The organism is Pseudomonas sp. ADAK7, assembly GCF_012935675.1.
In the GTDB taxonomy this organism is placed as follows: Bacteria; Pseudomonadota; Gammaproteobacteria; order Pseudomonadales; family Pseudomonadaceae; genus Aquipseudomonas.
The window spans coordinates 5,536,906-5,562,348 of record NZ_CP052861.1 but is presented as its reverse complement, the minus strand read 5'-3'; the positions used below and the strand labels follow the sequence as shown (position 1 = coordinate 5,562,348).

Sequence of the window (25,443 nt, the reverse complement as noted above, 5' to 3'; positions counted from 1 at the left end):
CAAATGTAGGCGTTGTCGCAGGCTGCGATCTTTTTTGCATCGACACTGGACCGCCCGACACATCTGGTTTCAGTATGTACCCGCCCCCGACTACGAGGGCCCACGCTGAAAAGGATCTGAGCATGTTCAAACTCGCAGGACTTACCCTCGCCGCCCTCACCCTGAGTGCCGCCGCCCACGCCGATGTCGATCTCAAGCTGGGCAGCACCGAGCGCGTCACCCGCCTCTTCGCCTACCCCAACAATTGCAACGTGATCTGCTTCCGCAACTGGACGCTGGAGCAGACCGTCGAGCATTACCTGACCCAGAGCGTGCAGCGCGATGGTTACAGCGCCGCGAAAGTCCGGGTGAAAACCGATAACCATCAGCTCTATGCCGAAATCACTGGCGTCCCTAAGGGTTATGACAAACCCCTGGCGGCTTTATTGGATGCCGGGGATCTGGCGTACAACGGCGCGAAAAAGCTCAACATTGATGGCAAATGGGCTTATAGCTGGTACCTGTTCCTGCCGTTGGGCATGGCCCTGGAAAACCGCAAAAGTGTCGAATTGCTGCACTTCCCGCCGGATTATTCGCTGACCCAGGCCCAGGATTATCTGGAATCAGCCACCACCGATCGCTGGGCCACGCTGCTGGTCGATAACGGCATTCCCGCCGCCCAGACCCCGGCCTACCAGACCATCATCGACATCGCGCCGATTGCCGCGCCGTCCAGCGCCGGCAAGGACCTGGAAGGTGTCTACGACTACTTCAAGGACTACCAGACGACCATGGTCAAGGAAGTCAGCCAGAACGCCAAAGGCGCCGCGTTGCCGATGGTCGCCTTCGGTGCGCCGGTACGTAACTGGATCAAGGCGCAATACGGCGTGACTGTGGGTGTGCTGGGCCTGGCCACGATCAGCCCGAGTGCCGGGGTGAAAGTGCCGGTATTGGGTTCCAACCATCCGAGCTACATCTGGTACGCCGCCGACCCGGACAGTTACACCGGCCCCGATGCCCAGGCCAAGGCTGATGCCGCCGGTCTGACCGTCATGGGCCAGGATTTGAGCGCCGCTTGCTGGCAGGCGGGGATGGGCAGCAAGCCGGGCAGCGATCCATCGGCCCAGCTGAAAAGCTGCACCCAGACCTGGCAAGTGACCCAGAAAGCAAAGACCTGCGAGTTGTTCTACACCTCGATCCGCAACCTGACGCCGGCCGACGCAGCGGCCAAGTGCGCCACCCCGCCGGTCAAATCACAGCTGCAACAGCTGCAAGCCCCGGCCCCTGCGCCGGCGGTCCCTGCTCCGCACCTCTGAAACGCTGAAAGACTTTTGCGCGTGAGCCAATGCTGACGCGCAAAAGCGTCTATTTCTCCTGTCAGTTCTGACAGTAGACCGAGTATCTGATTTGCGAGAGGCTTGAGGCATACCCAGTGTTGCAGGGCTGACAGGACGTCAGCTGTCTGGAAGTCGCAGCACCCTGTCGACAAGGATCGTTATGAAAGCCCAAGCGCTGCATGAATCCCGTAAGCCACCCACGGACGGCATCTACCCTTTCACAGAGTTGCCCGTTCGCCTTGGATTTCCTGCCAAGGCCGATTTCGACATCATCTACGATGCCCATGGCTCGCCCCGAGCCGTCGCGGCACGCCGGTCATTTCCCCGCATCAGCCGCATTTGCCGCGCTTCAGGGCATTTGCTGCCTTATCGCTGTCGGCATACACGGCAACTGGCACCCGGCATCCACGTCTACGACCCGCGCTTTTGCGGGCTGCTGCGTCACTCCTGCGACCCGAACGTATTTCTCGACATGAGCGAGCTGTGGTTATGGGCGCTGAAGGACATCAACAGCGGCGACCGCCTGACCATGGATTACGCGAGTACCGAAGACAAACTGCGGCGCCAGTTCGCTTGTCAGTGCGGCTCGGCAGAGTGTCGCGGCTGGATCACCGGCTACGATGAACCGCCGAACGCCGACGGCCAGTTGTTTTTGCAACACTGGCGTCGGCGAAGCCTGTGCTGAGCGGCGTTACAACGCCCCAACCGGACGCAAGCGATACTGCGGCGGCAGTTGCTCGAAACCGCTGATGGTGGCGTTCAGGCTTTTCCAGCGACCGTCCTTGATGCCGTAGATGCAACCGTGGATCGACAGGCTCTGCCCACGATGCCAGGCGTTTTGCACAATACTGGTGTGGCCGACGTTGGCCACTTGCTGGACCACGTTCAGCTCGCAGAGGCGGTCGACCCGTTCTTCTTCGGTGGGCAACTTGGCCAGCTCTTCGCGCTTTTCATAATAGAGATCGCGAATCGAGCGCAGCCAGCCATCAATCAGGCCCAACTGGCGGTCCTGCATCGATGCCCGCACGCCGCCACAGCCGTAGTGGCCAGTGACCAGGATGTGTTTGACCTTGAGCACATCCACCGCGTACTGAATCACCGACAGGCAATTGAGGTCGGTGTGCAGCACCACGTTGGCCACGTTACGGTGCACAAACAGGTCGCCGGGCAGCATCCCTACGATCTCGTTCGCCGGCACCCGGGCGTCGGAGCAACCGATCCACAGGTATTCCGGGGTTTGCTGGCGGGCCAGTTTGGCGAAGAAATCAGGATCTTCTTTGGTGATCGCGTCAGCCCAGCGTTCGTTGTTATCAATCAGATCTTGTAATTCGTTCATGCAATGAAGCCTCAAGAATGGTGCGCAGCTTTGACAGACGACCGCCCGTCGGGGTCACGCGCGTGATGTGGATAGCCGGTCTTCCAGGTCGGCGGAATTCTCAGGAGTCCAGTGGGTCCACCCTAGTAAGGCCCACAGTATGAGGAATTGCCATGACTGAATCACGACGTCCGTATGATGCGGTGCAACCCGAGCCCATCGACGACAATGAAGACCGCATGGGCTCGATGCATGAGCTGGATTTCGACGAGGAAGAACCGAGCGCCAAAATCGGTGACGAGCTGCCGGAAAATGAACGCGAACGCCTGATGCCCAAGGAGCGAGTGCGCGAAGCCGGCATGACCGGGGCCTCGACCGATGACCATGAGTCCACCGACGATGACATGAGCCCGGAAACCCTGATTCGCGAAGACGGCTCGCGGGATGCCCACGAAGCGGGCGAAGGCGATCAGGCCGACTGGGATTTGAGCATCGTCGATGAAGACGACATTGGCGGGGGTAATGGTCTGGATGAGGCAGAGTTGGCAAAGCGCGATCCGATTGACGGCAATCGTTGATCTTTAGCGCCTGATCTGACGCCTTCGCGGACAAGCCTTGCTCCTACAGGTATTTCGTCGGACACCCAGTCGGTGAACGCCACGAAACCTGTAGGAGCAAGGCTTGCCCGCGAAGCTTTTAAATCTCAATCGACCAGGGTACAGGCCATGACGACGGCATCTTCCCGGCCGCCTACCGCCGGGTAGTAATCCCGGCGCCGACCAATCTCGTTAAACCCATATCGCTCATACAGCTTGAAGGCCCCACGGTTACTGTCGCGCACTTCCAGGAAACATTCCCGCGCCTTGGCGTCATACGCCCGGGACATCAAATGCTCCAGCAACGTCAAACCCAGGCCTCGGCCCTGATTCTCCGGTTTGACGGTGATGTTCAGCAGGTGCGCTTCATCAAGAATGATCTGCACCACCCCGTGGCCAACCTGCTGCGAACCTTCGAACATCAGCCAGATCTGGTACTTGCCCAGGCCGTCGAGAAAAATCCCGCGGGTCCACGGATGGCTATAGGCCGCGTATTCGATCTTCAGTACAGCGTCCATGTCCGCCTCGGTCATCGGGCGGAACGATACAGCGTCACTCATTCGATTCTTTCCAGCGCGCCATCAGCCGACGCATGGCTTGCCAGACATCAGCCTTACGCTGTGGCTCTTCCATTAATAATTCCAGGCCCGGCAGGGCCCAGACCGAGCCCAGGCCTTCGACCTGGAGTTCACGGTTGAAGGATTCGGCGTTCGCTTCACCGGCAAACCGCACCGCCGGCAGGCCGATCAGCCATAGACACACGCACGGGGCGTCTTCGAGCCGGGCCGAAAGAAAGCCCTGGACGAAGTCGCGCGCCGCTTCCGGGCCCTGGTCCATGGTGCCGCGGACCAACAGCGGCCAGCGCACCGGCTCGCCGACAATCTGCGGGCTGTCCGGCAGACCGGCGGCACGCAGCATGTCCTTGAGCAACATGTAGGCGGGATCGCGGGTCTGGAAGGTTTCGCCTGTGGGTAACTCCACCAGCAGCAGGCAACGCCCGGCCCGCAGCAATTGCAGGGCAAAACGCGGCGGCGGCACGACGGGCGCCTTGGTCACCACCGGTGCGGCTTCTTCTTCGGCCTTGGCGTTGGTGCGCGTGCTGGCCAGCGATGGCCGCGGCACCTCAATTTTCACCCGCTCGGCGGGTTTGACCACCGGTTCTACGGGTGCCTCAGCCACGGTCGCCGGCACCACCGGGGCGACGACCAACGGCTCTGGTGCCTCCAGCAGTTCGGGGCGCGAGGGCGCGGCAAAGGGCAATTCGGTGCGCGGCAGCCAGTTGACCACCTGCATGGCGGTCAAATAAGCGCGGCGACGGGACTCGATAAGCAAAGGTCGGCCACTTGTGGATAACTAAAGTGCGCTGATTCTACCGCCCTTCGCTCAAGATCGCCCGCTGTTGATCGATAGAAAGCCTACTGTCCGTCCCGCGAGTGAATCGCAACGGGTCTGATGCAGTACAATCGCTGCTTTTATTCGACAACCAGCCGGCCATCCCGATGATCGAACCCAAGCGCGTCTTGCGCGCCCTCGCTGAACACTGGGCACTTCTGGAGCCACTGTGCGAGCACTTCGACCAAGGCACCCTAAGCCTCAACGAACTGCGTTCACAGCTGGCCGCCCAGCAACTGGACAGTACCCCGCAGGACATCACCAGCCTGCTGGACGTGTGGATTCGCCTCGACATTCTGGTGCCCGTGGCGAAAAGCCCGAACCGTTTCGAGCTCAATGCGCAGATCCACGACTTTCTCGCCTACCTGCGCCGTGAGCACCGCCTGGGCCTGTGCCTGGAAATCGAAGCGTATCTGCGCCATCTCGAACGGCTGGCCGGTTACATCCAGGACGCCTTCGACATCCGCGACGGCCACGACCTGGCGCGCCAATTGCGTCTGCTCGACATGCGCGTACGCGATGTCCTGAAGAAACTCGCCAACGACGAACAGGCCCTGGTGGCCGTCGCCGAGCGCGCAAAAACCAGCGACCGGCAGATCCCGCTGCGTCAGCGCTATGCCGAAGTGCTGGCGACCTGGGACGAATACGTCGAGCCGATGATTCAACTGGTGAACGCCGACGGCGCCTTTGAACAAGGCGTGCGCAAGGTCGAGAACGTTCTGTTGAAGATGCTCACCGAACAGCAGCGCCTCGGCCATCTGGTCGACGACGACATGCTGCTGCGCACCCACGCGCGCATCCTCGAAATGCAGACCAGCGCCCAGCTCACCTTGCGTCACGCCCGGGAATTGCTGCTGCCGTTGCGTGAAGAAGCGCGCCGTCACAATGCCGTGACCCGTGGCGCGGCGCTGGCTCTGTCGGCCATCCGTCGCAAAGGCATCGATGCAGTGCCGCAAGCCGCGATGCCGATGTTCACGCGACCGCAAAGCACCTTCCTCGGTAGCGCCAGTCAGGTTGAAGCCTACGTGTATGCCCTGGCCCGTTTCGAGCCAAAACCGGCGCGCTTCCCCAAGGCCCACAAGACCCAGAAAGGCGAAGCCCCGCGCGCGCCACGCACGGTTCGGGAAATGCTCGAACGCTGCGAAGACGCACTGCCGATGCCGGACCTGATGACCTGGCTGCTGGAGCAGGAACCGGACGGCGCCACCGACGAATTGCTGTATTGGTTCTCGCGCCTGTCGCGGGAAAAACGCTTCAAACGCGAGCGTCTGGAACGCCGTGATTACCACACTCATGAGCATCAGGTCAGCCTGCGCTCCTTCGCCCTGCTCTTGGCCCGCGACACCGCCGCCGAGGATTCTGCGAGCATCCCAAATGCATCTTGATCTAAACGAACTGTCCCAGCTGGCGCCGATCTTTCGCGAGCTGTTCAAGGGCTACCACGTCAGCCGCCGCGATCCGGAGCTGTACGCGCAACTGTCGAACTTCCAGGACCAGTACCGCACGCTGTTCCGGGCGTTGGGCTATGAACTGGTTTGCGACACCCGTGGTTTCTACTATTTCGTGCCGGACCTCGCCGCTGCGGCGGTGAACAAGACTGCACAACGCCTGGCGCTGTTCACTTTCATCCTCGTCGAGCACCTGGCCGACCAGGGTCGCGACCCGGTGGCCGTGCTTGATGGTGGCAGCCTTGGCCGCGATGAGTTGCCGTCGTTGCTGGAGAAGTACCGCGACCTGTTTATCCAGGCCGAGGTGCAGACCGTCGAAGAGCTCGAAGAAAAAATCATGCGCCGCATGACTCAACTCGGTTTCGCCGGTGAAGAAAACGGCATCTACCGTTTCCTGCCGCCGATGCACCGTTTCCTCGATGTCTGCCTGTCGGTCCAACAAGACCGCGATCTGGCGGCCAGCCTGCACAGCGTCTTGCCGTTGCCGGTTCCAGTACTGATCGATGACGACAGCGATGAAAAGCTGCTGCAAACCGACGATCCGCTAGACCTCAGTGACTTCGAAGAAGAAAGCGAAGAAGACGCCATGGCCCGCGCCATTGCCGAAGAACAGGAGACCGACGCATGAGTAAGGAACGCTACGGCATTCGCCGCTTCGCCCTTTTGAACACCGCCGGTTACAGCCTCGGCCTGTTCCCGTTGGAAGAACCGTTGTCGGTCTACGGCGCGAACAACCTCGGCAAATCCGCTTCGATCAACGCCTTGCAGTTCCCGATCCTGGCGCGCATGTCGGACATGAGTTTCGGCAAGTACAGCCTGGAACAATCCCGGCGCTTCTACTTCGCCTCGGACACCAGTTACATCCTGGTCGAAGTCTCCCTGCCCCACGGCCCGCACGTGATCGGCGTGGTCGGTCGTGGCCCGGGCGGTGGTTTCGGTCACCAGTTCTTTGCCTACGCCGGCAAACTCGACCTGGCCCACTACCAGAAAAACGACACCTGCCTGCGCCAGAAAGAGCTGTTCACCAACCTTGAGCGCGAAGGCCTGAAAGCGTACGAACTCAAGCCCGATGAACTGCGGCGTTTGCTGGTTGGCGGTCACACCTCGATTCCGTTGGACCTGACCCTGATCCCGCTGCGCTCCACCAGCGAACAAAGCCTCAAGACCTTCCGCGCGTTGTTCATCAACCTGCTGCACATGCGCGAAATCACCGCGGCCAAGCTCAAGCAGCTGTTCCTCGATGCCTTCGAACACAGCCTGCGTTCCGGTAGCGTCGATTACATCGCCGCGTGCGAAGAAGCGTTCCGCGATGTACGACGCATGGAGCAGGACTACAACTCGCTGGTCACCGCCGGCCCGCTGGTTGAAGCCCTTGCCTCAGGCGTAGCCCAGCGCAACATCCTGCGTGGCAAGTTGCATCGCATCTCGCCGCTGCTCGACTCCTTGCTCGGCACCTGGTCGGATTACGCCAGTGCGCGCAAGGAAGAGCTGACCATTCAGGCCGAGCACTACCGCAACGAGCAGGACGCCCTGCAAAACGATCAGCGTGGCGGCACCCAGGAGCTGATGCGCCTGGAGCGGGAAATCACCGGCATCCAGCGCTGGCTCGGCGAGTTGTCGGTGCTCAAGCATCGCTTCGCCTTGGTCACCGACGTCAAAGTCCTGGAGCAGCAACTGCTGGCGGCCAAGGATGCTCACGATGAATTGGCCGGCGCGTTGGCGCAGTCGCGGCAGTTCAGCGCTGAGGATCTGGAAGAACGTCTGCGGGATCTGGAAAAACGCCTGAAGTCGGTGAAACAGCAACTCGATCACGCTGACAACAACAGCTACGCGCGTCTGCGTGAAGAGTTCTCGCAACAGGACGTCGAGCGCCTGATGCGCCTGTTCAACAGCGCACTGTTCAGCCTGCCGCTGGGCGAGCACGGGATTACGCTGGACGAGGATGGTCAATGGGTCAAATCCCTGGAGCTGATCCTCGATGGCTTTAAAGGCGAGCGTTTCGAAGTACCGGGTCTGGCCATCGATATCTCGCACATTGAGCCGCCAGCCCTGCAAGCCCTGGCTGACCGCGCCGCGTTGCGTGATCAGAAAGAGCGCTTGGAAAAAGAACTCAAGCAACTGAAAACCCAAGCCGCCGTGGTTGCTGACCGCGCAGCGAGCAAAACCCAGACCGAAGCGCTGTACCAGCAAGTGCTGGACGCGCAGAAAGCCCTGGAAGATTTCCGTCGCGCACAAACCCTGAGCGCCGAGGAAGACGACAAGCTTGAGCAACTGGCGCAGATGGAAGCGGCGCAGGAAGAGTTGAAGCGTTCCAGCGACGCCTTCACCGAACGCGTCCAGCAACTGTCGGCCAAGTTGCAATTGGTCGGCCGGCAGATCGGCGACATGGAAGCCAAGCAACGCACTCTCGACGACGCCCTGCGCCGCCGTCAGTTGTTGCCGGCAGACCTGCCGTTCGGCACACCGTTCATGGACCCGATCGACGACTCCATGGACAACCTGCTGCCGCTGCTCAACGACTACCAGGACAGCTGGCAGGGATTGCAGCGCAGCGACGGACAGATCGAGGCGCTGTATGCGCAGGTGCGCCTCAAAGGCGTGGCCAAGTTCGACAGCGAAGACGATATGGAGCGTCGACTGCAATTGCTGATCAACGCGTACGCGCACCGTACCGACGAAGCGCTGACCCTCGGCAAGGCGCGTCGTGCCGCGGTTACGGATATCGCCCGGACCCTGCGCAACATCCGCAGCGACTACGACAGCCTCGAGCATCAATTGGCGCTGTTCAACCGCGAGATCAACAAGCGTCAGGTGTCCAACCTGCAGAGCTTCCGCATCGTCCTCGCGCCGAACAAGGAAGCGCTCAAGCACATCGACCAGATCATCCACAGCGCCGGGCAGTACGAGGAAGGCGAAACCCTTTCCGTGTTCGACCTGAGCCAAAGTGCCGATCAGGACAACAAGAACGAAGAAGCCAAGGAATACCTGGCGCGGCTGGTGGCGGCGAACCACAACCAGCTCGGGCTCAAGGACTTGTTCGAGCTGGCGTTCGAGATTACCAAGGTCAACGGTCAGCCAGTGATCCACACCGACATCGATGGCGCGGCGTCCAACGGCACCACCATGACCATCAAGGCGCTGACCAACATGTACTTGTTGCTGCACCTGATGGACCGCGACCAGGCCGGTCGCGTGCGCCTGCCGTACTACCTCGATGAGGCGGCGGACATCGATGAGAAGAACCAGGCAGCGCTGCTGGAAACCAGCCTGCAACTGGGCTTCGTGCCGATCCTGGCGAGTGTGAAGCCGCAGGTCTGCGCCAGTGTGGCGATTGACCTGGAAGGTGGCAGCGGCCCGAACGGGATCTATATCGATGAGGCGGACTGGAAGTACATTCGTCGTCACGATGAAGTGAAGGCGACTGTCAACGTTGAAGCGGACGAGCCGGAGTTGGATGCGGTTTGATTTGAACCGTTAGATACGAAAAAGGCCGCGATCCAATGGATCGCGGCCTTTTTCATATCTGTTGCCCGGGGTTATTTGCCGAGAGAAATCTTCGGCGCCCAGGTCAGCCATTCATCTTCAAACTTGTCGAACAGCGGGAACGTCTGCTCTGGTCGGGCCGGGGTGCCCATGCGTTCGCCGTCCGGTGTGGCGAAAGCGATGCCGCCCTGGATCAGGGTCTCCAGCGATTCGGTCCGCACTGTCGCGCCTTTGAACAGGCCGAAGTCCAGACCAAAACCGCTGGTGTTCCAGAACCGCGTGCCACTGCGCACCAATGGCGCGTACTTCGGCTCGATCAGGATGTGCACCAACACACGATCCGCTGTCGAGCCCAACTCATAACCCGTCACCTTGCCCACAGTAATTTCGCGATAAGTCACCGGCACGCCGGTTTTCAGCGAACCACGGCGGGCTGCGCTCAATACCAGACTCAACCCGGCTTCAACTTTGGCGGATTCCGGCGGATTGGCCAACGCTACAAAGTTCTTCTGCGGACCGAGGTTTTTCGCCGCCGGTTGCACTTCGATGTATTGGCCGGTGACCAGGGTTTCGAGGTTCGAGGTCTTGATCAACCCCAGCTCAGGCTTGACCACCCAGAACTGACTGCCCACCCGCGCAATACGTTCCGGCACTTCGGTAATCCGTGCGGTCAGCATCACCGACTGCAAGTCATCGGTCAGGTCGACATCTTCGATCTTACCGACGTCCAGACCTTTGAAGCGGATTGGCGTGCCAGTACGCAAACCATCGGCGCGATCGACTTTGATGGTGACCACCGCGCCTTTCTGGTTCGCATCGTCATGACTCGGGAACAGACGGAAACGCGGGATCTTCTTTTGCAGCGGCGCCTTGGCTTCCGGGGTTTCGAAAGCGATACCGCCGGCCATCAGGCTTTGCAGCGATTCACTTTTAACCTGGATGCCTCCGGTCAGCCCGCCGCTGAGGGTGATGCCGCTGGCATTCCAGAACCGCGACGAGGCATTGACCAACCCTTCGTATTCTTTCTCGATATGAACGCCGATCACCAATTGTTTCTTGGTCTTGGAGAACTGATAACTCTGGACCGAACCGACCTTGACCTGCTTATAGAGCACCGGGCTGCCGACTTCCAGGGAACCGAGGTTCTCGGTGAACAGCACCATGTGCAGGCCCGGTGAACGCAAGTCCAGCGGCGGCGCCTTGGCCCGCGCCACGAACTCGCGTTGCGGCGCACTGCCCTTGTCGCCCGGGCGAATAGCGATGTAGTTACCTTTGACCAAGGCTTCCAGACCGGTGATGCCTGCCAGGGAAATCGACGGCTTGACCACCCAGAACTGCGTGCCGGTGACCAGGTAATCCTCGGCCAATGGATCAAGGGTCAACTCTGCGGTAGCGGCGGACAGGTCCGGGTCAATCTTCAGCGCCTTCAGGTTGCCGACCTGGATGCCTTTGTACATCACTGGCGTACGACCAGCCTGCAGGCCTTCGAAATCGCTGAGTTTGACCTTGACCCGAATACCGGCGGCGGCTGCATCGAAGTCTTCATAGAGACGGAATGGAAGACTCGGATCGGTAGGCGGGCTGTCCTTGCGGTTTTCCGGCGTGGCAAACGCAATACCGCCGGCGACGATGCTGGCCAAGGATTCGCTGCGGATTTTTACACCCGACAGATTGGCGTCGATGCTGATGCCGCTGGAGTTCCAGAAGCGCGTGTGTTTGCGCACCAGGCTGGCGTAGGTCGGCTCGATGAACACTTTGAGCTCGACCGTGCTTTGGTCTTCAGACAGCAGGTAGCTTTTGACCTGGCCGACCTTGATCTGCTTGTAGAACACCGGGCTGCCGCGGTTCAACGAACCCAGGCGATCAGCCTTGATGGTCAGGTGCAGACCGGGCTTGGAGTCCGACAGCGGCGGCTCTTCGGCCAGTGCCTTGAACTTGCGGGTCGGCTCGCCTTCACCAGGGCTGATGGCCACGTAGTTACCCGACACCAGGGTTTCCAGGCCGGTGATACCGGCCAGGCTCACGCTCGGCTTGACCAGCCAGAAACGGGTACTGGTCTTGAGGTACTGCTCTACGTCCTTGTTCATCTCGACTGTGGCGATCACCCCTTTGGAGCTGCCTTCATCATCGAGCTTCAGGGTCTTCACCTTACCGACCGACATGCCTTTGTAGACCACTTCGGTCTTGTTGGCCTGAATGCCTTCGCCACTCTCGAAGCGCACCTGAATCTCGATACCGGTTTCGTTGTAGGCACGCCAGCCGAGCCAGCCGCCGATGATCAGGGCGATCAGTGGCAGGACCCAGATAGCTGACCAGTTCGAGGCCGGTCGGGTTTTCGCTGTAGGCAAATCAGTCATGGTCGTCGTCCGACTCCGTGTTATCCCAAATCAGTCGGGGATCGAAAGTAACTGCGGCAAGCATCGTCAGAATCACCACACTGGCGAAGGCGATGGCGCCAAGATTGGCTTCGACGCTGGCAAGCCGTCCGAAATTGACGACCGCCACCAGAATGGCGATCACAAAGATATCCAGCATCGACCAACGGCCGATGAACTCGATGAAGCGGTACATCACGATTCGTTGGCGTGCCGACAGTGGCTGGCGCCGCTGCACCGAAAACAGCAGCAATGCGATACCGACGAGTTTGAACGTTGGTACCAGAATGCTGGCGATAAAAACCACGGCTGCGATCGGAATCATGCCGTGCTGAACCAGTTGGATCACACCGGACATGATGGTGCTGGGATCGCCCTTGCCCAAGGAGCTGACGGTCATGATCGGCAGCACATTGGCCGGAATGTAGAGAATCGCGGCGGTGACCAGCAACGCCCAGGTGCGCATCAAACTGTTCGGCCGTCGGGCATGGACCAGCGCACCGCAACGGGTGCAGACCTGCTCGTCGGTGTCGGCGTCTTGCTTGTTCAACTCATGACATTCGATACAAATCAGAATGCCTGCATCAATCGCCCGCATGGGCATCTTCTCCTGACAAAGCCTGCCAGATCTGGTGAGGCGACATCACAACCTCCAACCACACCTGGACCAACAACAAACTGATGAAGCACGCCAAGCCAAGACCGACGGTGATGGCTGCCATATCTGCCAGCTTGACGATCGCGACCAATACGCCCATGAGGTAAACCTCAAGCATTCCCCAGTCCCGCAGATGGTGGTAAATGCGGTAGAGCAACAATCCGTAGCTACGCCCGATATCGAAGCGAATGCTCAGGAGCACCAGCAACTGACAGAGCAACTTGAGCAGCGGGATTCCCATGCTGCACAGGAACACCACGACCGAGACACCTTGCATGCCGGTGTTGAACAGGCCGACAACGCCGGTCCAGACAGTGTCTTGCGACGATTGCCCGAGTAGATTGAGTTGCATGATGGGCAAAAAGTTCGCCGGCACATACAGTAACAATGCGGCGATGACCAAGGCGAGGCTGCGCTGAACGACATTGTGCCGATGAGCGTAGAGCTCGTAACCGCAGCGCGGACAGAGGGCTTTCTCGCCATGGGCGAGTTCGGGCTTGCGCATCAGCAGGTCGCACTCATGACACGCCACCAAGTCGTCCAGCGGTAAATCTGACAGCCCTGGGGCGTCAACCGAATCTGGCATAAAAGGCTCTTGCTCCGAAAAAGATGGACCTATTCTAGTGTTCTGCATCGAAAATAACTGTGCAAATTTGTGCGGCTGTCTTAGCTCACTTTCTCGCGGTCAAAACAAAACCCCTACCTGCATACGCAGATAGGGGTTTCGGAATTTAATCTTGACGATGACCTACTCTCACATGGGGAAACCCCACACTACCATCGGCGATGCATCGTTTCACTGCTGAGTTCGGGATGGGATCAGGTGGTTCCAATGCTCTATGGTCGTCAAGAAATTCGGTAGCCAGCTCGTTTGCCTTTTCAGGTTCACGCTCCAGCGAATGGGTATGCGATAGATTTGTGTGTTTTTTTGCTGCGAACTTTCGGTTCGTTTCGTCTTCACACACCGCAATCTGGTCTCTCTCGAGTTCACAAATTGCTTGGGTGTTATATGGTCAAGCCTCACGGGCAATTAGTATTGGTTAGCTCAACGCCTCACAGCGCTTACACACCCAACCTATCAACGTCGTAGTCTTCGACGGCCCTTCAGGGGACTCAAGGTCCCAGTGAGATCTCATCTTGAGGCTAGTTTCCCGCTTAGATGCTTTCAGCGGTTATCTATTCCGAACATAGCTACCCGGCAATGCCACTGGCGTGACAACCGGAACACCAGAGGTTCGTCCACTCCGGTCCTCTCGTACTAGGAGCAGCCCCTCTCAAATCTCAAACGTCCACGGCAGATAGGGACCGAACTGTCTCACGACGTTCTAAACCCAGCTCGCGTACCACTTTAAATGGCGAACAGCCATACCCTTGGGACCGGCTTCAGCCCCAGGATGTGATGAGCCGACATCGAGGTGCCAAACACCGCCGTCGATATGAACTCTTGGGCGGTATCAGCCTGTTATCCCCGGAGTACCTTTTATCCGTTGAGCGATGGCCCTTCCATACAGAACCACCGGATCACTAAGACCTACTTTCGTACCTGCTCGACGTGTCTGTCTCGCAGTCAAGCGCGCTTTTGCCTTTATACTCTACGACCGATTTCCGACCGGTCTGAGCGCACCTTCGTACTCCTCCGTTACTCTTTAGGAGGAGACCGCCCCAGTCAAACTACCCACCATACACTGTCCTCGATCCGGATAACGGACCTGAGTTAGAACCTCAAAGTTGCCAGGGTGGTATTTCAAGGTTGGCTCCACGCGAACTGGCGTCCACGCTTCAAAGCCTCCCACCTATCCTACACAAGCAAATTCAAAGTCCAGTGCAAAGCTATAGTAAAGGTTCACGGGGTCTTTCCGTCTAGCCGCGGATACACTGCATCTTCACAGCGATTTCAATTTCACTGAGTCTCGGGTGGAGACAGCGCCGCCATCGTTACGCCATTCGTGCAGGTCGGAACTTACCCGACAAGGAATTTCGCTACCTTAGGACCGTTATAGTTACGGCCGCCGTTTACCGGGGCTTCGATCAAGAGCTTCGCGTTAGCTAACCCCATCAATTAACCTTCCGGCACCGGGCAGGCGTCACACCCTATACGTCCACTTTCGTGTTTGCAGAGTGCTGTGTTTTTAATAAACAGTCGCAGCGGCCTGGTATCTTCGACCGGCATGGGCTTACGCAGTAAATGCTTCACCCTCACCGGCGCACCTTCTCCCGAAGTTACGGTGCCATTTTGCCTAGTTCCTTCACCCGAGTTCTCTCAAGCGCCTTGGTATTCTCTACCCAACCACCTGTGTCGGTTTGGGGTACGGTTCCTGGTTACCTGAAGCTTAGAAGCTTTTCTTGGAAGCATGGCATCAACCACTTCGTGTTCTAAAAGAACACTCGTCATCAGCTCTCGGCCTTAGAATCCCGGATTTACCTAAGATTCCAGCCTACCACCTTAAACTTGGACAACCAACGCCAAGCTGGCCTAGCCTTCTCCGTCCCTCCATCGCAATAACCAGAAGTACAGGAATATTAACCTGTTTTCCATCGACTACGCTTTTCAGCCTCGCCTTAGGGACCGACTAACCCTGCGTCGATTAACGTTGCGCAGGAAACCTTGGTCTTTCGGCGTGGGTGTTTTTCACACCCATTGTCGTTACTCATGTCAGCATTCGCACTTCTGATACCTCCAGCAAGCTTCTCAACTCACCTTCACAGGCTTACAGAACGCTCCTCTACCGCATCACCTAAGTGATACCCGTAGCTTCGGTGTATGGTTTGAGCCCCGTTACATCTTCCGCGCAGGCCGACTCGACTAGTGAGCTATTACGCTTTCTTTAAAGGGTGGCTGCTTCTAAGCCAACCTCCTAGCTGTCTAAGCCTTCCCACATCGTTTCCCACTTAACCATAACTTTGGGACCTTAGCTGACGGTCTGGGTTGTTTCCCTTTTCACGACGGACGTTAGCACCCGCCGTGTGTCTCCCATGCTCGGCACTTGTAGGTATTCGGAGTTTGCATCGGTTTGGTAAGTCGGGATGACCCCTAGCCGAAACAGTGCTCTACCCCCTACAGTGATACATGAGGCGCTACCTAAATAGCTTTCGAGGAGAACCAGCTATCTCCGAGCTTGATTAGCCTTTCACTCCGATCCACAGGTCATCCGCTAACTTTTCAACGGTAGTCGGTTCGGTCCTCCAGTTAGTGTTACCCAACCTTCAACCTGCCCATGGATAGATCGCCCGGTTTCGGGTCTATTCCCAGCGACTAGACGCCCTATTAAGACTCGCTTTCGCTACGCCTCCCCTATTCGGTTAAGCTCGCCACTGAAAATAAGTCGCTGACCCATTATACAAAAGGTACGCAGTCACCCAACAAAGTGGGCTCCCACTGCTTGTACGCATACGGTTTCAGGATCTATTTCACTCCCTCTCCGGGGTTCTTTTCGCCTTTCCCTCACGGTACTAGTTCACTATCGGTCAGTCAGTAGTATTTAGCCTTGGAGGATGGTCCCCCCATATTCAGACAAAGTTTCTCGTGCTCCGTCCTACTCGATTTCATGACTAAGAGATTTTCGCGTACAGGGCTATCACCCACTATGGCCGCACTTTCCAGAGCGTTCCGCTAATCTCAAAGCCACTTAAGGGCTAGTCCCCGTTCGCTCGCCACTACTAAGGGAATCTCGGTTGATTTCTTTTCCTCAGGGTACTTAGATGTTTCAGTTCCCCTGGTTCGCTTCTTAAGCCTATGTATTCAGCTTAAGATACCTAACTTATGTTAGGTGGGTTCCCCCATTCAGACATCTCCGGATCAAAGTCTGTTTGCCGACTCCCCGAAGCTTTTCGCAGGCTACCACGTCTTTCATCGCCTCTGACTGCCAAGGCATCCACCGTATGCGCTTCTTCACTTGACCATATAACCCCAAGCAATCTGGTTATACTGTGAAGACGACATTCGCCGAAAATTCGCAATTACTCACAAATTTTACCTTAGCCTGATCCGTTACCAGTGAAAGTAACGTTCAGTCTATCTTTCTATCACATACCCAAATTTTTAAAGAACGATCTAATCAAAGACTAGAAATCAACATTCATCACCGTCTTGGTGGAATGCTCATTTCTAAGCTTTCAACAAACAGAAGCAGTAGTGGTGGAGCCAAACGGGATCGAACCGTTGACCTCCTGCGTGCAAGGCAGGCGCTCTCCCAGCTGAGCTATGGCCCCGTATTTCTACAGGCGTTTCCCACACAAGCAAAATTGGTGGGTCTGGGCAGATTCGAACTGCCGACCTCACCCTTATCAGGGGTGCGCTCTAACCAACTGAGCTACAGACCCAATTTCGAGCTATTCAGGCCGACCTCACCCTGCTCTTTACCACAAAGCACGGGGTGCGCTCTAACCAACCAAGCTACAACCTGATACAGGCTGCTTCTTTATCGTCTTCTTCAATGAATCAAGCAATTCGTGTGGGAACTTATGGAGCAGCTGATGTCGTCGATTAAGGAGGTGATCCAGCCGCAGGTTCCCCTACGGCTACCTTGTTACGACTTCACCCCAGTCATGAATCACACCGTGGTAACCGTCCTCCCGAAGGTTAGACTAGCTACTTCTGGTGCAACCCACTCCCATGGTGTGACGGGCGGTGTGTACAAGGCCCGGGAACGTATTCACCGCGACATTCTGATTCGCGATTACTAGCGATTCCGACTTCACGCAGTCGAGTTGCAGACTGCGATCCGGACTACGATCGGTTTTCTGGGATTAGCTCCACCTCGCGGCTTGGCAACCCTCTGTACCGACCATTGTAGCACGTGTGTAGCCCAGGCCGTAAGGGCCATGATGACTTGACGTCATCCCCACCTTCCTCCGGTTTGTCACCGGCAGTCTCCTTAGAGTGCCCACCATAACGTGCTGGTAACTAAGGACAAGGGTTGCGCTCGTTACGGGACTTAACCCAACATCTCACGACACGAGCTGACGACAGCCATGCAGCACCTGTCTCAATGTTCCCGAAGGCACCAATCCATCTCTGGAAAGTTCATTGGATGTCAAGGCCTGGTAAGGTTCTTCGCGTTGCTTCGAATTAAACCACATGCTCCACCGCTTGTGCGGGCCCCCGTCAATTCATTTGAGTTTTAACCTTGCGGCCGTACTCCCCAGGCGGTCAACTTAATGCGTTAGCTGCGCCACTAAGAGCTCAAGGCTCCCAACGGCTAGTTGACATCGTTTACGGCGTGGACTACCAGGGTATCTAATCCTGTTTGCTCCCCACGCTTTCGCACCTCAGTGTCAGTATCAGTCCAGGTGGTCGCCTTCGCCACTGGTGTTCCTTCCTATATCTACGCATTTCACCGCTACACAGGAAATTCCACCACCCTCTACCATACTCTAGCTCGACAGTTTTGAATGCAGTTCCCAGGTTGAGCCCGGGGATTTCACATCCAACTTAACGAACCACCTACGCGCGCTTTACGCCCAGTAATTCCGATTAACGCTTGCACCCTCTGTATTACCGCGGCTGCTGGCACAGAGTTAGCCGGTGCTTATTCTGTCGGTAACGTCAAAACACTTACGTATTAGGTAAATGCCCTTCCTCCCAACTTAAAGTGCTTTACAATCCGAAGACCTTCTTCACACACGCGGCATGGCTGGATCAGGCTTTCGCCCATTGTCCAATATTCCCCACTGCTGCCTCCCGTAGGAGTCTGGACCGTGTCTCAGTTCCAGTGTGACTGATCATCCTCTCAGACCAGTTACGGATCGTCGCCTTGGTGAGCCATTACCTCACCAACTAGCTAATCCGACCTAGGCTCATCTGATAGCGCAAGGCCCGAAGGTCCCCTGCTTTCTCCCGTAGGACGTATGCGGTATTAGCGTCCGTTTCCGAGCGTTATCCCCCACTACCAGGCAGATTCCTAGGCATTACTCACCCGTCCGCCGCTCGCCACCAGGTACAAGTACCCGTGCTGCCGCTCGACTTGCATGTGTTAGGCCTGCCGCCAGCGTTCAATCTGAGCCATGATCAAACTCTTCAGTTCAAACATCTTTGGGTTTTTAAGAAACCCTAAACTTGGCTCAGCAATCGTTGGTTACATCTTTGATTTCTCGCGGAGTAACTTGTGATGCTGATAATCTTGTTGACTATCAGTCTGACTCCACAAGCACCCACACGAATTGCTTGATTCAGTTGTTAAAGAGCGGTGGGTTAAGATCTTTCGTCTCAACCGAGGCGCGCATTCTACAGCAGCGCCAGTTACTGTCAAGCGGTTATTTTCAGAAGTTTTCAAAGTTTCCTTTGCAACTTCAACCACTTGCGCTTCCGATCTCTCGTTAGCGGGAGGCGAATTCTACAGCGTTACTCGCTGCTGTCAACACCTCTTTTGTTCCGCTTTCGACCGAGAAGATCGAACCGTCAATCGAGCCAAACAACGCCGCTCGACCAACTCCTTCCGGGCTTCGATAACCTGAAGCAACTCGCTGTCGAAAACTGCGTAACTCTTTGTTTACCAAGGAGTTTTCCGTTTCGACTGCGCCGGAAGTGGGGCGAATTATAGACTTCCAGAATCTGCCGTCAACCTTTAATTACGCCTTTCTTGCAGAAGGTGCCTTTTTAGCGGTTAAACGTGGAATTCGACGCGCTACAGGCGGCAGGCGCAGTGCTATCAGCAACGCACCTATAGAAGCATAGATAGCCCACTCTTTTAGATCGGCGCGAACAATCCACAACATATGCAGCAACCCAAGCCCGAGAATCACATAGACCAGTCGATGCAGTTTCTTCCAACGCGAACCCAAACGCCGCTGACTATAACGATTGGACGTCACGGCCAGCGCCAATAAACAGAGAAACCCCAACGTCCCGACAATAATGTAAGGCCGCTTGCGCAATTCAACGCCCAGTTGCGACCAGTCAAACCCGAGAATGAACGCCGTATACCCACTCAAATGCAGCACTACATAGGCAAAGCACCACAAACCCAGCTGTCGGCGGACAGCAATCCACCCCGCCCAACCGCTCAGCTTCTGCAAAGGCGTCATGCTTAACGTAATTAGCAGCAGGACAAGCGTGCCCAGACCCAAGCGATCTACCAGGACTTTGCCCGGATCAGGCCCGAGCACATCCGCCCAGGCTTGATACAACCAAAGAAGTGGCCAGATCGCGATAGCGATAAAGACAAAAACCCGCCAAACCGCAAAACGCATCAGTAGTTCTTCCGCAAATCGAGCCCGGTATATAAAGAAGCGACTTCATCCGAGTAACCATTGAACATCTGCGTGTCCCGCACATTGGGCTTGAACAGGCCGCTCGGTAAACGCCGTTCCCGTGCCTGAGTCCAGCGCGGATGATCGACCGTGGGATTCACGTTCGCATAGAAACCATACTCATCGGACGCAATGCTCTGCCAAGTCGTCTTCGGCTGCTCACTCACCAGGCTGATCCGCACAATGGATTTGACGCTCTTGAAGCCATACTTCCACGGCACCACCAACCGCAGCGGCGCGCCATTCTGATTCGGCAACTCCCGCCCATACATGCCCACCGCAAGAATCGCCAACGGGTTCATCGCCTCGTCCAGACGCAGCCCTTCGACATAAGGCCATTCAATCAAGGCGAAACCGGAGCGCTGTCCGGGCATGCTCTTGGGATCCTGCAGGGTTTCGAAGCGAATGTATTTGGCGTTGGCGGTGGGCTCGACTTGGTTGAGCAACGCAGAGAGGGGAAAGCCAATCCAGGGAATCACCATCGACCACGCCTCTACGCAGCGAAGACGATAGATCCGCTCCTCTAACTGATAAGGCTTCATGAAGTCTTCCAGGGCATAGCGCCCCGGCTTACCCACCTCCCCGTCCACCACCACGCTCCACGGCTCGGTCTTCAGCGCACCAGCATTTGCCGCCGGATCACCTTTATCAGTGCCGAACTCATAGAAGTTGTTGTAATGGGTCGCATCCTTGAACGGCGTGATCGCCTCATCCTTGACGTTGACCGCCCCCCATTTAGTAGAAGGCAGCTTTTCGGCAAACCAGGAAGGCGCCTTGCCAGGCTCGACATCGGCATAACGCGCCGCCTCGTCGGCATTGGCCCAACGAGGCAGACTGCTCACTGCCAAACCGGCCACGGCAGCACCCAGCACATTGCGACGAGATAGATAGAAGGATTCAGGCGTAACGTCCGACTCATGACAGTCAGACGCTTTGGGGACTTTGATCAGCATGGCTACTCCGCAGCATTGGAGAACAGATGCACCAATAGACTGCGGAGTATGAGGGAAATTACATCATTCGGCGTTTTTGTGCCGACGAAGACGCAACAGGTATTGAACCGGACCAGAGGCCGCATACCCGAGGAACACCAACAGCAGAATGCGCGGTGGATCACTGAACACAACGGCAAACACCAGCACCACTGCCAGGATCGCCACGAAAGGCACGCGCCCTTTCAAGTCCAGCTCCTTGAAGCTGTTGTACTTGATGTTGCTGACCATCAGCATGCCAGCCGCCGCCACCATCAATGCCACCAGGAACGACATCTTGGAACCCTGGATGCCGTAATCACTGAATGCCCAGACAATCCCCGCCACCACACCGGCAGCAGCCGGGCTGGCCAAACCAATGAAGTAACGCTTGTCTGCCGTGCCGACCTGGGTATTGAACCGCGCCAGCCGCAACGCCGCACCCGCCACATAGATGAAGGCAACCATCCAGCCGACCTTGCCCATGTCGCCCAAGGCCCAGCCGAATGCCAGCAACGCCGGCGCCACGCCAAAGGCGACCATGTCCGACAGCGAGTCGTACTCGGCACCGAAGGCACTCTGGGTATTGGTCATGCGCGCAACGCGGCCATCAAGGCCGTCAAGCACCATGGCGACGAAAATCGCGATGGCGGCAAACGCAAAATACTTGCTCGCTCCAACCGAGTCACCAGCGCTCAAGGCGGCCTGGGCACTCATCGAGTTGATGATGGAGTAGAACCCTGCGAACAGGTTCGCAGTGGTGAACAGATTCGGCAGAAGATAGATACCACGATGCCGGACTTTACGACCTTCAGCGTCATGCCCTTCTTCGATGTGTTCATCGATGGGCAGCAGACTTTCGGCGTCAGGAGCCTGGTTTGGCTCTTCGGGACGTTCGCTCATGGACATTACCTTGCAACAGGGTGGAAAGTTTCGACAGGTGTCTGGGACGACGGTTCGGCCACAAACGATGCAGCTTTATACCAGAACCGGCGATCCAAACGAAAAAACGCGGCCTAGGCCGCGTTTTCCGTACAAGACAGCGACTTAGTTTTTGGCTTTGTCGACGATCTTGTTGGCACCGATCCACGGCATCATGGAGCGCAGTTGCTCGCCGATGATTTCGATACCGTGAGCGGCGTTGTTACGACGCTTGGCGGTCATCGAAGGATAGCCGGTCGCGCCTTCGCTGATGAACATCTTGGCGTATTCGCCGTCCTGAATACGTTTCAGGGCGTTGCGCATGGCCTGACGGGATTCGGCGTTGATCACTTCCGGGCCGGTCACGTACTCGCCGTACTCGGCGTTGTTGGAGATCGAGTAGTTCATGTTGGCGATACCGCCTTCGTACATGAGGTCAACGATCAGCTTCAGTTCGTGCAGGCATTCGAAGTAGGCCATTTCCGGCGCATAGCCAGCTTCAACCAGGGTTTCGAAACCGGCTTTGACCAGCTCAACGGTACCGCCACACAGAACGGCTTGCTCGCCGAACAGGTCGGTTTCGGTCTCGTCCTTGAAGGTGGTTTCGATGATGCCGGTACGGCCGCCACCAACGCCAGCAGCGTAGGACAGTGCAACGTTCTTGGCGTTGCCGGAAGCATCCTGGTAGATAGCGATCAGGTCAGGGATACCGCCGCCTTTGACGAACTCGGAACGCACGGTGTGGCCCGGTGCTTTCGGCGCGATCATGATCACGTCGAGGTCAGCGCGCGGAACAACCTGGTTGTAGTGGATCGCGAAGCCGTGGGAGAAGGCCAGGGTGGCGCCTTTCTTGATGTTCGGCTCGATTTCGTTCTTGTACAAAGCAGACTGGAACTCGTCCGGGGTCAGGATCATGACCAGGTCGGCAGCAGCAACAGCGGAAGCAACGTCAGTCACTTTCAGGCCGTGAGCTTCGGCCTTGGCAACAGTGGCCGAACCTTTACGCAGGCCAACAGTAACGTCAACGCCGGAGTCTTTCAGGTTGCACGCTTGAGCGTGGCCCTGGGAACCGTAACCGATGATGGCAACTTTCTTGCCCTGGATGATCGACAGGTCGCAGTCTTTTTCGTAATAAACTTTCATGAAATTCCCCTATATATCCAGGCCGTTCAGGCCATTCGCTAATTTGGTTTAGATGCTGAGTACTTTGTCGCCGCGGGCGATACCGGTTACGCCGCTACGGACGGTTTCCAGAATCGATGCGGTGCCGATGGACTGAATGAAGCTGTCGAGCTTGTCGCTGGTACCGGTCAATTGAACGGTATACACGCTGGCGCTGACATCAACGATCTGCCCACGGTAAATATCGGTAGTGCGCTTGATCTCGGCGCGCTGGGCGCCGGTAGCCTTGACCTTGACCAGCATCAGTTCGCGCTCGATGTGAGCACTCTCCGACAGGTCGACCAATTTGACCACTTCGATCAGCTTGTTCAGGTTCTTGGTGATCTGCTCAATCACTTCGTCATGACCAACCGTGGTCAACGTCAGACGCGACAAGGTCGGGTCTTCGGTCGGTGCCACGGTCAGGCTTTCGATGTTGTAGTTGCGCTGCGAGAACAGGCCGACTACACGAGACAGAGCGCCTGGTTCGTTTTCCAGAAGCAAGGAAATAATATGTCGCATGATTAAGTACGCTCCGTCTTGCTCAGCCACATATCGCGCATGGAGCCGTCTTTGATCTGCATCGGGTAGACGTGCTCGCTGGTGTCGACCGAAACATCGATGATCACCAGGCGATCCTTCATGGCGAACGCCTCTTCCATCTTCGTCTTCAAATCTTTCGATTCGGTGATGCGCACGCCGACGTGACCATAGGCCTCCGCCAACTTGACGAAATCAGGCAACGATTCCATGTAGGAATGCGAGTGACGGCTGCCGTAGCTCATGTCTTGCCACTGGCGAACCATACCCAGAACACCGTTGTTCAGGATGACGATTTTCACCGGCAAGCCATATTGCAGACAGGTGGACAGTTCCTGGATGTTCATCTGGATGCTGCCCTCGCCCGTCACGCAAACGACGTCGGCATCCGGGAAGCTCAACTTGATACCCATGGCCGCCGGGAAACCGAAGCCCATGGTGCCCAGGCCACCGGAGTTGATCCAGCGGTTGGGCTTGTTGAACCGATAGTACTGCGCGGCGAACATCTGGTGCTGGCCCACGTCCGAAGCAACATAGGCATCGCCCTTGGTCACTTCGCACAGGGTTTCGATCACGGTCTGCGGCTTGATGACGCTGCCGTCGCCCTTGTCGTAAGGGAACAGGCCGCGATCACCGCGCCACTCATCCACCTGCTTCCACCAACTGGCCACGGACTCCTTGTTCGGGGTCTCGCCGATTTCCTTGAGGATCGCGACCATTTCGGTCAGGACACTTTCCACCGGACCAACGATAGGCACGTCGGCCTTGATGGTCTTGGAGATCGAAGCCGGGTCGATGTCGATGTGAATGATCTTGGCGTTCGGGCAGAACTTCGCCGGGCCGTTGATCACGCGGTCATCGAAACGCGCACCGACGGCGAGGATCACATCCGCATGGTGCATCGCCAGGTTGGCGGTGTAGCTGCCGTGCATGCCGAGCATGCCGATGAACTGACGGTCGGTGCCAGGGTAGGCACCCAGCCCCATCAGGGTATTGGTCACTGGCAGGTTGAGCATCTTCGCCAATTCGGTCAGCGGCGCGGAGCCACCACCGAGAATCACGCCGCCGCCGGCGTACATCACCGGACGCTTGGCCGCCAGGAGCATTTCTGCAGCCTTGCGGATTTGCCCGGAGTGACCGCGAACGGCCGGGCTGTAGGAACGCAGCTTGGCTTTTTTCGGGAAGATGTATTCGAACTTCTCGGCCGGGTTGGTCATGTCTTTCGGGATATCGACCACGACCGGGCCCGGACGACCGGATTGCGCCAGGTAGAACGCCTTCTTCATGACTTCCGGGATTTCCGAAGCGTGCTTGATCATGAAGCTGTGCTTCACGATCGGCCGGGAGATACCGATCATGTCGGTTTCCTGGAACGCGTCGGTGCCTACCATGGTGCTAGGCACCTGGCCGGAAATGACCACCATTGGAATGGAGTCCATATAAGCAGTGGCGATCCCGGTGATGGCGTTTGTTGCGCCAGGACCGGAAGTCACCAGTACCACGCCGGCTTTACCGGTGGCACGGGCATAGCCGTCAGCCATATGGGTAGCCGCTTGTTCGTGACGAACCAGGATGTGAGTCACTTCCGGTTCTTTGAACAGGGCATCGTAGACATGAAGAAGAGCACCACCGGGGTACCCGTAGATATATTTGACGCCTTCGTCACGCAAAAAGCGGACGAGCATCTCACCGCCAGATAAAAGCTCCACGTTGTTCACCTCTAAAACGCCAGAATACCGTCCACTCACAAGAGGACGGGTCTTAATAGGTTTACTTCTCGGCAGAGCATGAGCGACGGTGGTCGCCGACTACGTCAGCACTGACTGAGCAAGTATTGGGATCGTCCCAAGTGTTGCGGGCCTTTCCCACCCAGCGCGAGGTAACGCGTTGCGGGTGTAACAGGTCGGCGCGGGTATGCGCCTCATGATCTACCGAGTGGGTCTGCTTCTGGCAGTCCCTCTACAGCGGACTTTGGATTCTTCTGTTTCGTCCTCTGCAAGTCAAGCCGTCTATGTGCTT

At 57.2% G+C, this 25,443-nt stretch carries 18 protein-coding genes, 2 tRNA genes and 3 rRNA genes; 6 read left to right on the top strand and 17 right to left on the bottom strand.

The features are described 5' to 3' along the window. Positions 1-122 precede the first annotated feature (122 nt). Both HKK53_RS25580 and HKK53_RS25575 read left to right on the top strand, forming a co-directional pair. On the top strand, positions 123-1,295 hold the full coding sequence (locus tag HKK53_RS25580; RefSeq protein ID WP_169373068.1) for a hypothetical protein: 1,173 nt from the start codon (positions 123-125) through the stop codon (positions 1,293-1,295). Between the two features lie 181 nt (positions 1,296-1,476). Next, entirely contained in the window at positions 1,477-2,001 is a 525-nt protein-coding gene (locus HKK53_RS25575; RefSeq protein ID WP_169373067.1) for an SET domain-containing protein-lysine N-methyltransferase, read from the top strand. Between the two features lie 6 nt (positions 2,002-2,007). Here the strand turns inward: HKK53_RS25575 and can are convergent, their stop codons facing one another. Further along, positions 2,008-2,652 carry a carbonate dehydratase gene (gene can, locus HKK53_RS25570; protein ID WP_123514497.1) on the bottom strand — a complete coding sequence of 215 codons (645 nt, stop codon included), beginning with the start codon at positions 2,650-2,652 and terminating at the stop codon, positions 2,008-2,010. A 152-nt stretch (positions 2,653-2,804) separates the two neighbouring features. On the opposite strand from can, the gene HKK53_RS25565 reads away from it, so the two are divergent. Further along, positions 2,805-3,209 carry a serine kinase/phosphatase gene (locus HKK53_RS25565; RefSeq protein ID WP_169373066.1) on the top strand — a complete coding sequence of 135 codons (405 nt, stop codon included), beginning with the start codon at positions 2,805-2,807 and terminating at the stop codon, positions 3,207-3,209. Between the two features lie 125 nt (positions 3,210-3,334). On the opposite strand, the gene rimI is transcribed toward HKK53_RS25565, so the two are convergent. Continuing rightward, complete coding sequence (gene rimI, locus HKK53_RS25560) at positions 3,335-3,787, bottom strand: ribosomal protein S18-alanine N-acetyltransferase (protein ID WP_123410073.1); 453 nt, start codon at positions 3,785-3,787, stop codon at positions 3,335-3,337. Further along, entirely contained in the window at positions 3,780-4,520 is a 741-nt protein-coding gene (locus HKK53_RS25555; RefSeq protein WP_169374292.1) for an energy transducer TonB, read from the bottom strand. The genes rimI and HKK53_RS25555 overlap by 8 nt, the downstream gene beginning before the upstream one ends. Positions 4,521-4,726: 206 nt before the next feature. Between HKK53_RS25555 and mksB the strand changes: the two genes are divergently transcribed. From mksB to mksF, 3 genes are read left to right on the top strand one after another with little or no spacing between them, the layout of a single operon-like run. Then, a complete protein-coding gene (gene mksB, locus HKK53_RS25550; protein ID WP_169373065.1) occupies positions 4,727-6,004 on the top strand; it encodes an Mks condensin complex protein MksB in 1,278 nt (425 codons plus the stop codon). Continuing rightward, a complete protein-coding gene (gene mksE, locus HKK53_RS25545) occupies positions 5,994-6,695 on the top strand; it encodes an Mks condensin complex protein MksE (protein ID WP_169373064.1) in 702 nt (233 codons plus the stop codon). The genes mksB and mksE overlap by 11 nt, the downstream gene beginning before the upstream one ends. Further along, complete coding sequence (gene mksF, locus HKK53_RS25540) at positions 6,692-9,532, top strand: Mks condensin complex protein MksF (protein ID WP_169373063.1); 2,841 nt, start codon at positions 6,692-6,694, stop codon at positions 9,530-9,532. Before mksE ends, mksF begins: the two co-directional genes overlap by 4 nt. A gap of 71 nt (positions 9,533-9,603) precedes the next feature. Here the strand turns inward: mksF and HKK53_RS25535 are convergent, their stop codons facing one another. From HKK53_RS25535 to HKK53_RS25470, 14 genes are all read right to left on the bottom strand, one after another. After that, complete coding sequence (locus HKK53_RS25535; protein WP_169373062.1) at positions 9,604-11,907, bottom strand: PqiB family protein; 2,304 nt, start codon at positions 11,905-11,907, stop codon at positions 9,604-9,606. Further along, positions 11,900-12,523 (bottom strand): paraquat-inducible protein A, encoded by a 624-nt coding sequence (locus HKK53_RS25530; protein ID WP_169373061.1) that lies wholly within the window; start codon positions 12,521-12,523, stop codon positions 11,900-11,902. Before HKK53_RS25530 ends, HKK53_RS25535 begins: the two co-directional genes overlap by 8 nt. Continuing rightward, positions 12,510-13,169, bottom strand: coding sequence for a paraquat-inducible protein A (locus tag HKK53_RS25525; RefSeq protein ID WP_169373060.1), 660 nt, complete (start codon positions 13,167-13,169; stop codon positions 12,510-12,512). Before HKK53_RS25525 ends, HKK53_RS25530 begins: the two co-directional genes overlap by 14 nt. A 149-nt stretch (positions 13,170-13,318) precedes the next feature. Further along, a 5S ribosomal RNA gene (gene rrf / locus HKK53_RS25520) occupies positions 13,319-13,434 on the bottom strand. A 158-nt stretch (positions 13,435-13,592) separates the two neighbouring features. Continuing rightward, positions 13,593-16,482 (bottom strand): 23S ribosomal RNA (locus tag HKK53_RS25515). Positions 16,483-16,716: 234 nt separating this feature from the next. Beyond that, positions 16,717-16,792: transfer RNA gene (locus tag HKK53_RS25510), tRNA-Ala, on the bottom strand. A gap of 34 nt (positions 16,793-16,826) precedes the next feature. After that, positions 16,827-16,903, bottom strand: a tRNA-Ile gene (locus HKK53_RS25505). A gap of 164 nt (positions 16,904-17,067) precedes the next feature. After that, positions 17,068-18,606 (bottom strand): 16S ribosomal RNA (locus tag HKK53_RS25500). The 16S, 23S and 5S rRNA genes sit together here with 2 tRNA genes alongside, the layout of an rRNA operon. A 544-nt stretch (positions 18,607-19,150) precedes the next feature. Next, positions 19,151-19,771 carry a protein-methionine-sulfoxide reductase heme-binding subunit MsrQ gene (gene msrQ / locus HKK53_RS25495; protein WP_169373059.1) on the bottom strand — a complete coding sequence of 207 codons (621 nt, stop codon included), beginning with the start codon at positions 19,769-19,771 and terminating at the stop codon, positions 19,151-19,153. Continuing rightward, positions 19,771-20,784: a protein-methionine-sulfoxide reductase catalytic subunit MsrP gene (msrP, locus tag HKK53_RS25490; RefSeq protein WP_169373058.1), complete on the bottom strand. Its 1,014-nt coding sequence runs from the start codon at positions 20,782-20,784 to the stop codon at positions 19,771-19,773. The genes msrQ and msrP overlap by 1 nt, the downstream gene beginning before the upstream one ends. Before the next feature lie 63 nt (positions 20,785-20,847). Beyond that, entirely contained in the window at positions 20,848-21,705 is an 858-nt protein-coding gene (pssA, locus tag HKK53_RS25485; RefSeq protein ID WP_133837741.1) for a CDP-diacylglycerol--serine O-phosphatidyltransferase, read from the bottom strand. Positions 21,706-21,849: 144 nt separating this feature from the next. Further along, the gene (ilvC, locus tag HKK53_RS25480) at positions 21,850-22,866 is read right to left on the bottom strand and encodes a ketol-acid reductoisomerase (RefSeq protein WP_007948647.1); all 1,017 of its coding nucleotides are present in this window, start codon (positions 22,864-22,866) and stop codon (positions 21,850-21,852) included. Between the two features lie 48 nt (positions 22,867-22,914). Further along, positions 22,915-23,406 (bottom strand): acetolactate synthase small subunit, encoded by a 492-nt coding sequence (gene ilvN, locus HKK53_RS25475; protein ID WP_003176102.1) that lies wholly within the window; start codon positions 23,404-23,406, stop codon positions 22,915-22,917. Positions 23,407-23,408: 2 nt separating this feature from the next. Further along, complete coding sequence (locus tag HKK53_RS25470; RefSeq protein WP_123596819.1) at positions 23,409-25,133, bottom strand: acetolactate synthase 3 large subunit; 1,725 nt, start codon at positions 25,131-25,133, stop codon at positions 23,409-23,411. Positions 25,134-25,443 lie beyond the last annotated feature (310 nt).